Source organism: Achromobacter sp. RTa, from assembly GCF_000757485.1.
Classification (GTDB): Bacteria; Pseudomonadota; Gammaproteobacteria; order Burkholderiales; family Burkholderiaceae_B; genus Achromobacter.
Genome location: NZ_JPYO01000013.1, coordinates 282,375 through 290,120 on the forward strand (window position 1 = coordinate 282,375; position 7,746 = coordinate 290,120).

Genomic DNA, 7,746 nt, shown 5'->3' on the forward strand with positions numbered 1-7,746 from the left:
CGCCTATCGTGGGTTTGTGCCGCTTGCGGGCCTGAGGGCCCGTGGGCGGTCCGGCCGCCAGGCCGTTCTTTAAAGCGTTATCGATACAGACATGTCAGATCAGCAGAACACCACTCCCGAGAACAGCGGCTACGGCGCTGACTCGATCAAGATGCTCAAGGGGCTGGAGGCCGTGCGCAAGCGCCCCGGCATGTACATCGGCGACACGTCCGACGGTACCGGCTTGCACCACATGGTGTTCGAAGTCGTCGACAACGCCATCGACGAAGCCCTGGCCGGCTATTGCGACGACATCGTCGTCACGATCCACACCGACAACTCCATTTCCGTCACCGACAACGGCCGCGGCATTCCCACCGACATCCACAAGGACGATGAATTCCACCGCAGCGCGGCGGAAATCGTCATGACCGAGCTGCATGCCGGCGGCAAGTTCGACCAGAACTCGTACAAGGTGTCCGGCGGCCTGCACGGCGTGGGCGTTTCCTGCGTGAACGCGCTGTCGGAATGGCTGCGGCTGACCATCCGCCGCAACGGCCAGGTGCATCAGATGGAGTTCCGCCAGGGCGAGCGCACCGCGCCCCTGGCCGTGACGGGCACGACCGACAAGCGCGGCACCGAAGTGCGCTTCCTGGCCGACCCGATCATCTTCACCAACATCGAGTACCACTACGAGATTCTCTCGAAGCGCCTGCGCGAGCTGTCGTTCCTGAACAATGGCGTGAAGATCCGCCTGATCGACCAGCGCCAGGGCAAGGAAGAGAACTTTGCGTTCTCGGGCGGCGTGAAGGGCTTCGTCGAATACATCAACCGCAGCAAGACCGTGCTGCACCCGAACGTGTTCTCGGTCACCACCGAGTCCTCGGCGGGCGGCGTGCCGGTCGGCGTGGAAGTGGCGATGCAGTGGAACGACAGCTACAGCGAAAGCGTGCTGTGCTTCACCAACAACATCCCGCAGCGCGACGGCGGCTCGCACTTGACCGGCCTGCGCGCGGCGATGACCCGCATCATCAACAAGTACATCACCGACAACGAGCTGGCCAAGAAGGCCAAGGTCGAAACGTCCGGCGACGACATGCGCGAAGGCCTGGCCTGCGTGCTGTCCGTGAAGGTGCCCGAACCCAAGTTCAGCAGCCAGACCAAGGACAAGCTGGTTTCCAGCGAAGTGCGCCCGGCCGTTGAAGAAGCCGTGGCCCGCACGCTGGAAACCTGGCTGCTGGAGCATCCGAACGACGCCAAGGCGCTGTGCGGCAAGATCGTCGAGGCCGCCCGCGCGCGCGAAGCCGCGCGCAAGGCGCGCGAGATGACGCGCCGCAAGAGCGTGCTGGAAGGCGCGGGCCTGCCCGGCAAGCTCGCGGACTGCCAGGAGAAGGATCCCGCCCTGTGCGAGCTGTACATCGTCGAGGGCGACTCCGCAGGCGGCTCGGCCAAGCAGGGCCGCGACCGCAAGTTCCAGGCCATCCTGCCGCTGCGCGGCAAGGTGCTGAACGTTGAGAAGGCGCGTTTCGACCGCCTGATCGCCAGCGAGCAGATCGCCACGCTGATCACGGCGCTGGGCACCAGCATCGGCCCCGATTTCAACGTGGACAAGCTGCGCTACCACCGCCTCATCATCATGACCGACGCGGACGTCGACGGCGCGCACATCCGCACCCTGCTGCTGACGCTGCTGTACCGCCAGATGCCCGAACTGGTGCAGCGCGGCTACGTGTACATCGCCCAGCCGCCGCTGTACAAGGTCAAGGTCGGCCGCGAAGAGCGCTACCTGAAGGACGACCAGGAAGAAGCGCAGTTCATGTTGGCGCTGGCGTTGAAGGATGCCGAGATCATCTCTGGCGGCAACATCATCCGCGGCGAAGAGCTGAACGAGCTGGCGCGCCAGTACGTGGCCGCCGACGGCGTGATCGCCCGGTTGTCGCGCGTGTTCGACGTGGCTGCGCTGTCGGCCATGGCCGAAGGCGTGGAAATCAATCTGGAGACGGCCGAGTCCACCGCGGATTCCGCGCGCCGCCTGGCCGACGCCATGCGCGATCCGGTAAGCGGCAACGGCGTGGAAGTCGTGGCCCAATTCGACGAGGCCACCGAGCGCCACCGCCTGTCGGTGCAGCGCATGCACCACGGCAATGTGCGGGTGAGCATCATCGACGCGGACTTCGTGAACGGCTCGGACTACGCCGTCCTGTCCAAGGCCGCGGCGAGCTTCTCCGGCAAGGTCGGCGCGCGTTCGCTGGTCGCCCGCGGCGAAGGCGAGAAGCGCAAGGAACAGACCGTGTCGGACTTCCGCGAAGCCATGCAGTGGCTGCGCAGCGAAGCCGAGCGCGGCATCTCCAAGCAGCGCTACAAGGGCCTGGGCGAAATGAACCCGGACCAGCTGTGGGAAACCACGATGGACCCGAAGGTGCGCCGCCTGCTGCGCGTGCAGATCGAGGACGCCATCGCGGCGGACGAAGTCTTCACCACGCTGATGGGCGACGACGTCGAACCGCGCCGCAACTTCATCGAAACGCACGCGCTGTCGGCGGGCAATATCGACGCGTAAGCATCGTTTCAACCGCTTGCGGCACACCGGCCGGCCCCTTATCGGGGCCGGTTTTTTTTTGCCTTCATCATGGCCCGGCACCATGCCTTGGCGCCGTTCCCGCAGGGCGCGCGATGGCAATCCGCTAGGGAAAACACCCATATCCCGTGCTTTCCCATTGCCGCAGAATCGCAAAAATTGTTCAACAATCCTGGCTCGGAAAATGCCTCTTGGCAGGCGCAGGCCCAGTCTTGCCGCGGGTTCCAGGGCGTTCAATAGGGGAAATCATGTCCACTACGATTCTGGCGGCATCACGGCGCGGCGCCGCGCGCGCACTGGCCGCTTTCATGTTGTGCGCAGCATCTCCGCTGGCTCTGGCCTCCGCTACGATCAAGGCCGACAGCCTGACGGTAGGCTCGGACCTCACCTATCCGCCCTACGCCTACATGGAGGGCGGCAAGCCCGCGGGCTTCGATGCGGATTTTTCGCGGCTGCTGGCGTCCAAGCTGTCCTTGAAGCCGGTGTTCATCGACACGCGCTTTCCGGACCTGATCCTGGGCATGCGGGCGCACCGCTTCGATACCGTGGCCTCCGCCCTGTATGTGACCCCCGAGCGCACCAAGCTGATCGATTTCATTCCGTACCTGAAAACCGGGGCATCGCTGGTGGTGCTGGCCGCCAGCCAGTACGCGCCTGCCGGTCCGGAGGCGTTGTGCGGCAAGCGGGTGGCCTCGATCAAGGGCGCCTCCTGGACGCCCAAGCTGCAGAAGGTCTCGCGCGAGACCTGCCAGCCCAAGGGGCAGGGCGAAATCAAGGTGCTGGAGTTCCCGACCTCTCCCGAAGCGATGATGGCCCTGCGGTCGCAGGCCGCGGACGCCATGATCGAGGATGCGGCGGTGGTGCACGGCATGCTGGAGCAATCCAAGGACGGTCTCAAGGTGACTTCCACCTCGCTGCTCTATCCGATCGTGATCGGCCTGGGCATCAACAAGGAATCGAAGGAGCTTCAGAGCGCATTGGCTGGCGCGCTGCAGAGGGCCCGCGAGAGCGGCGAGTATCAGGCGCTGCTGGCCCGCTACGGGCTGGAAGAGCCGTCTGCGGCCGAGATCCAGGCTGCCCTGACGGGCCCGGCCCGATAACGCCGCGACGGAAGCCGGAACATGCATTTCGATTGGGACTACGCCGTCAGCCTGCTCTGGGATACCGATTTCTGGAAGGCGTGCTGGGTGGTGGTGAAGCTGAGCACGGCGACCTGGGTGATAGGCGTGGGGGCGGGCTTTCTGCTGGCGCTGGGCAAGCAGGCGAAGAACCCCGTCGTCAGCCGCCTGGCGGGCCTGTACATCTGGTTCTTCCGCAGCCTGCCGCTGCTGGTGCTGCTGGTGTTCATCTATAACCTGCCCCAGGTTTTTCCGGCCGCTGGCGCGTTACTGTCGGACCCGTTCTACGCCGGCCTGACCGCCCTGGTGGTGAGCGAGACGGCCTTCATCGCCGAAATCCACCGGGGCGGGATCCTGGGCGTGCCGCGGGGGCAGATCGAAGCGGGACGGGCGCTTGGCATCCGTTATGCCGGCATTCAGCGCATGATCGTCATTCCGCAGGCATTGCGCATTGCGCTGCCGGCCCTGAGCAATGAATTCATCACGATCGCCAAGCTGACTTCGCTGGTGTCGGTGATCTCGCTGGCCGAGATCCTGCTGGTCGGACAGCGGCTGTACACGCAGAACTTCCTGGTGTTCGAAACGATGCTGGCCGTGGCGCTGTACTACGTGCTGATCGTTACGCTGTTCGACAAGCTGCTGGGCTGGCTGGAGTCGCACATGAATATCCTGCGGCGCGCCCCCAAGCCGCTGGCGCTGGACGAGCAAGCCCGCCGCGCGGTGCAGGAAGGCGCGTCGGGGCCCGCGATGAAGGCCGCCGGCGACGAGCCCGCGCTGGAAGTCCGGCAGGCGCGCAAGCGCTTCGGCGAGCACGAGGTGCTCAAGGGCATCGACCTGACGGTCAAGGCGGGCGAGGTCATCAGCATCATCGGCCCGTCGGGTTCGGGCAAGACCTCCCTGATCCGCACCTTGAACGGGCTGGAGACGCTGGACGGCGGCGAGGTGCTGCTGCACGGCAAACCTTTTCTCGGGTCTCCCGGCGCGGGCGCGCAGGCGGGGCCCGGCGATCGGATCCTGGACATCGGCATGGTGTTCCAGAGCTTCAACCTGTTCCCGCACAAGACGGTGCTGCAGAACGTGATGCTGGCGCCGGCATATCACGGGCGCGGCAGCGCCGACGCCCTGCGATGCGAGGCGCTGGTGCTGCTCAACAAGGTAGGCATGCTGGACCACGCGCACAAGTATCCGCACCAGCTCTCGGGAGGCCAGCAGCAGCGGGTTGCGATCGCCCGCGCCCTGGCCATGCGGCCCTCCATCATGCTCTTCGACGAACCCACATCGGCGTTGGATCCGGAGCTGGTGGCGGAAGTGCTGAAGGTGGTGGAAACGTTGGCGCGCGAGGGCATGACGATGTTGATCGTGACGCATGAAATGGGATTCGCGTTCAAGGTGTCGGACCGGGTGGTGTTCATGGAGACCGGCCGCGTGCTGCTCGACGCGCCGCCGGCTGAGGTGCTGGGCAGCGCGGATCCGCGCGTGAAGGACTTCCTGAGCCATGTCCATGTCTCCTGATCGGCGCGGTCCGTCATCGCGGGCGGTGTCGGAGTGCCTGGCGCGCACGCTTGAGAATCCATCCGCGGCAAAGCAAGCCCTGCTGGCGCGCCGCGACGAGGACGCCCTGGCCGAAGCGCGGGCGCGCGATGCCTTGCGAACGCTGGCGCCGGCGGACGAGCCGCTGGCCGGAACGACGCTGGGCGTGAAGGCTTGCTTCGACGTGCGGGGATGGACGACGCACGCGGGTTCGCGGGTGCTGTCCGACGCGCCGGCCGCGGCGGCAGACGCCCCGCTGGTCCGCAGGCTGCGGCATGCGGGGGCCGTGTTGCTGGCGCAGAACAACATGACCGAGTTCGCCTACGGAGCCCTGGGCCTGAATGCGACCTTCGGCACGCCGCTCACGCCATGCATGGCCGATGCTCCTCGCGTGGCGGGCGGGTCCAGCAGCGGCGGCGCGGTGGCCGTGGCGCTCGGCATGGTGAATCTTGCGCTGGTGTCCGATACCAGCGGGTCGGCGCGCATACCTGCGGCATTTTGCGGCGTTGCAGGTTTCAAGCCTTCCCGGGGCCGGTATGACGACGCGGGCATGATGTATTTGTCGCCGACGTTCGACGTGCCGGGCATCATCGCTACGGATGCGGCGCAATGCCTGCGTGTGGATAAGGCGTTGGCGCCTTGCGCAGGCGCCGGATCGCCGTCGCCGCTGGCGGGCCGCAGTTTCGTGGTGCCCGACCATGTCGAGGACATGCTGGACCCGGAAGTGCGGCGCGTATTCTCGAACTGGCTGGATCGCCTGATGGACGCGGGCGCGGCGTTGCGGCGCTTGCCCATGCTGTGCGTGGCCCAATCCGGCCTCGTGGCGCGCGACGGAGGCATTATCGCGGCCGAAGCCTACATGCTGCACGCCTCGCGCCTGGCGGCGGATGCGGCCCGCTACGATCCCCGCGTGGGGCCGCGCATGCTTCTGGGGGCGCAGGTTCCAGCGCATGCCTATCTTGCGGCGCAGCGGCGGCTGGTGGAATTGCGCCAGGAATACGACGCGGCGATGGCGGGGGCGGACGCGGTGCTGACGCCGACGGTGCCCATGCTGCCGCCGACGTTGGCGCAACTGGAAGACAACGACGCCTACCTGCGCGAAAACTCTCGGGCATTCAGCCTGACGGAATTCGCGAACCGCCTGGACCTGCCCAGCATTTCGCTGCCGGGCGATCTTGCCGATGGAAAAGCCGTAGGCCTGATGGCGACAGGCTTGCGCGGCGGCGACCAAGCCCTGCTGGCTGCCGCCGTGCAGATCGAAGCGGCGCTCGGATCGGCGGCGCGTGGCCGGAACTGATTTTCTCCACTCATTTGCGGATTCGCATCCATGATAGTTATCCACAGCGACGAACTGACCGATACTGAACGCCACGCCCGGGGGCCGGGCTGGGAAAGCAAGCGCATCATCGTCAAGCGCGACGGCATCGGATATTCCGTGCACGAGACCCGCGTCTTCGAAGGCGCCGAGCTGCGCCTGCACTACAAGCATCACTACGAAGCGAACTACTGCATGGAGGGCGAAGGAGAGGTCGAGGACGTGGCCACCGGCGCCGTTCACGCCATCAGGCCCGGCACGCTGTATGCGCTGGACAAGAACGACCAGCACGTGCTGCGGGCGGTGAAGGGGGATCTGAGACTGGTCTGCGTCTTCAATCCGCCCTTGAGCGGGCAGGAGACGCATCGGGCGGATGGCAGCTACGCGGAGCCGGAACCCGAGCAGCGCGCCTAGGCGCATTCGGGCGCCGGGCGCGCGCCTGGCGTCCGCTATTTGGCCTGCTGCTTCAGGCGGGTCAGCACGGCCATCAGCGTGCGTTCGGAATCGTCCAGGTATTCCGTCAGGGCTTGCGCCGCCAGATCGCGGCGCCCTTCCACGAGCAAACCGTGGATGCGGCGTTCGCGTTCGATCCAGTCGGGCGTCTGGATACGGCTTTCATCGACCTCCGACGCGAACACCAGGCGCAGCTGAGCGCAAAGCGTGAGAAAGAACTCGTCCAGCAGCCGGCTGCCCAGCTGCGCGACGATGTGCTGGTGCACTTGCAGGCTCAGCGTGCCGACGGTGCGCCATTGCTTCCTGGACAGCGCGCGTTCGGCCGCGTTGATGGTCGTGTGCATCTTGTCGAGCAGCGCGGGCTGCAGCGGCAGCCCGCCTTCGATGGCCTGAAGTTCCAGCGCGCGGCGGGCCGCATAGATTTCGCGCAGGTCCTTGCGCTCCATGCGCCGGACCACGACGCCCTTGTGGCGGATGAAGGTGGCAAGCCCTTCGCGGCCGAGCTGGTGCAGGACTTCCCGGATCGTGTTGCGCGACGCGCCGTAGTCCGCGGCCAGGTCGACCTCGACCAGTTGCGTGCCGGGCGGCAGCTTGCCTTCCATGATGTCGTCGCGCAGCTGGTGGCTGATGCGTTCGGCGATCGAGATTCCGCTGTCGCGTTCGGCGGGCATGATGGCATGGGCTCCTATAGAAAAGCGCCGCGGCTTGGCCGCGGCGTGGGGGGCAGCAAGCCGAAGGCGCGGCGTGGGGGCATTTTTTTGCCGCCGGGCCGC

At 66.3% G+C, this 7,746-nt stretch carries 6 protein-coding genes; 5 read left to right on the forward strand and 1 reads right to left on the reverse strand.

The genetic code is table 11. The features are described 5' to 3' along the window. Nucleotides 1-91 precede the first annotated feature (91 nt). The 5 genes from gyrB (at nt 92) to JL37_RS05990 (ending at nt 6,934) form a co-directional block, all read left to right on the forward strand. The gene (gene gyrB, locus JL37_RS05970; protein ID WP_043542621.1) at nt 92-2,539 is read left to right on the forward strand and encodes a DNA topoisomerase (ATP-hydrolyzing) subunit B; all 2,448 of its coding nucleotides are present in this window, start codon (nt 92-94) and stop codon (nt 2,537-2,539) included. Nucleotides 2,540-2,805: 266 nt separating this feature from the next. After that, nucleotides 2,806-3,657, forward strand: a complete 852-nt coding sequence (locus tag JL37_RS05975; RefSeq protein WP_043542622.1) for an ABC transporter substrate-binding protein — start codon at nt 2,806-2,808, stop codon at nt 3,655-3,657. 21 nt (nt 3,658-3,678) lie between these two features. Then, nucleotides 3,679-5,187, forward strand: coding sequence for an amino acid ABC transporter permease/ATP-binding protein (locus JL37_RS05980; protein WP_043542623.1), 1,509 nt, complete (start codon nt 3,679-3,681; stop codon nt 5,185-5,187). After that, nucleotides 5,171-6,502 carry an amidase gene (locus tag JL37_RS05985; protein WP_043542624.1) on the forward strand — a complete coding sequence of 444 codons (1,332 nt, stop codon included), beginning with the start codon at nt 5,171-5,173 and terminating at the stop codon, nt 6,500-6,502. Before JL37_RS05980 ends, JL37_RS05985 begins: the two co-directional genes overlap by 17 nt. 30 nt (nt 6,503-6,532) lie before the next feature. After that, nucleotides 6,533-6,934, forward strand: coding sequence for an ectoine synthase (locus JL37_RS05990; protein WP_043542625.1), 402 nt, complete (start codon nt 6,533-6,535; stop codon nt 6,932-6,934). 35 nt (nt 6,935-6,969) lie between these two features. On the opposite strand, the gene JL37_RS05995 is transcribed toward JL37_RS05990, so the two are convergent. Beyond that, nucleotides 6,970-7,644 carry a GntR family transcriptional regulator gene (locus tag JL37_RS05995; RefSeq protein ID WP_043542626.1) on the reverse strand — a complete coding sequence of 225 codons (675 nt, stop codon included), beginning with the start codon at nt 7,642-7,644 and terminating at the stop codon, nt 6,970-6,972. Between the last annotated feature and the right edge of the window lie 102 nt (nt 7,645-7,746).

What these genes read in the sequence shown, in the direction of transcription:
- JL37_RS05980 (WP_043542623.1), top strand. Translation starts at nt 3,679, where the DNA reads ATGCATTTCGATTGGGACTACGCCGTCAGCCTGCTCTGGGATACCGAT.
- gyrB (WP_043542621.1), top strand. Translation starts at nt 92, where the DNA reads ATGTCAGATCAGCAGAACACCACTCCCGAGAACAGCGGCTACGGCGCT.
- JL37_RS05985 (WP_043542624.1), top strand. Translation starts at nt 5,171, where the DNA reads ATGTCCATGTCTCCTGATCGGCGCGGTCCGTCATCGCGGGCGGTGTCG.
- JL37_RS05990 (WP_043542625.1), top strand. Translation starts at nt 6,533, where the DNA reads ATGATAGTTATCCACAGCGACGAACTGACCGATACTGAACGCCACGCC.
- JL37_RS05975 (WP_043542622.1), top strand. Translation starts at nt 2,806, where the DNA reads ATGTCCACTACGATTCTGGCGGCATCACGGCGCGGCGCCGCGCGCGCA.
- JL37_RS05995 (WP_043542626.1), bottom strand. Translation starts at nt 7,644, where the DNA reads ATGCCCGCCGAACGCGACAGCGGAATCTCGATCGCCGAACGCATCAGC.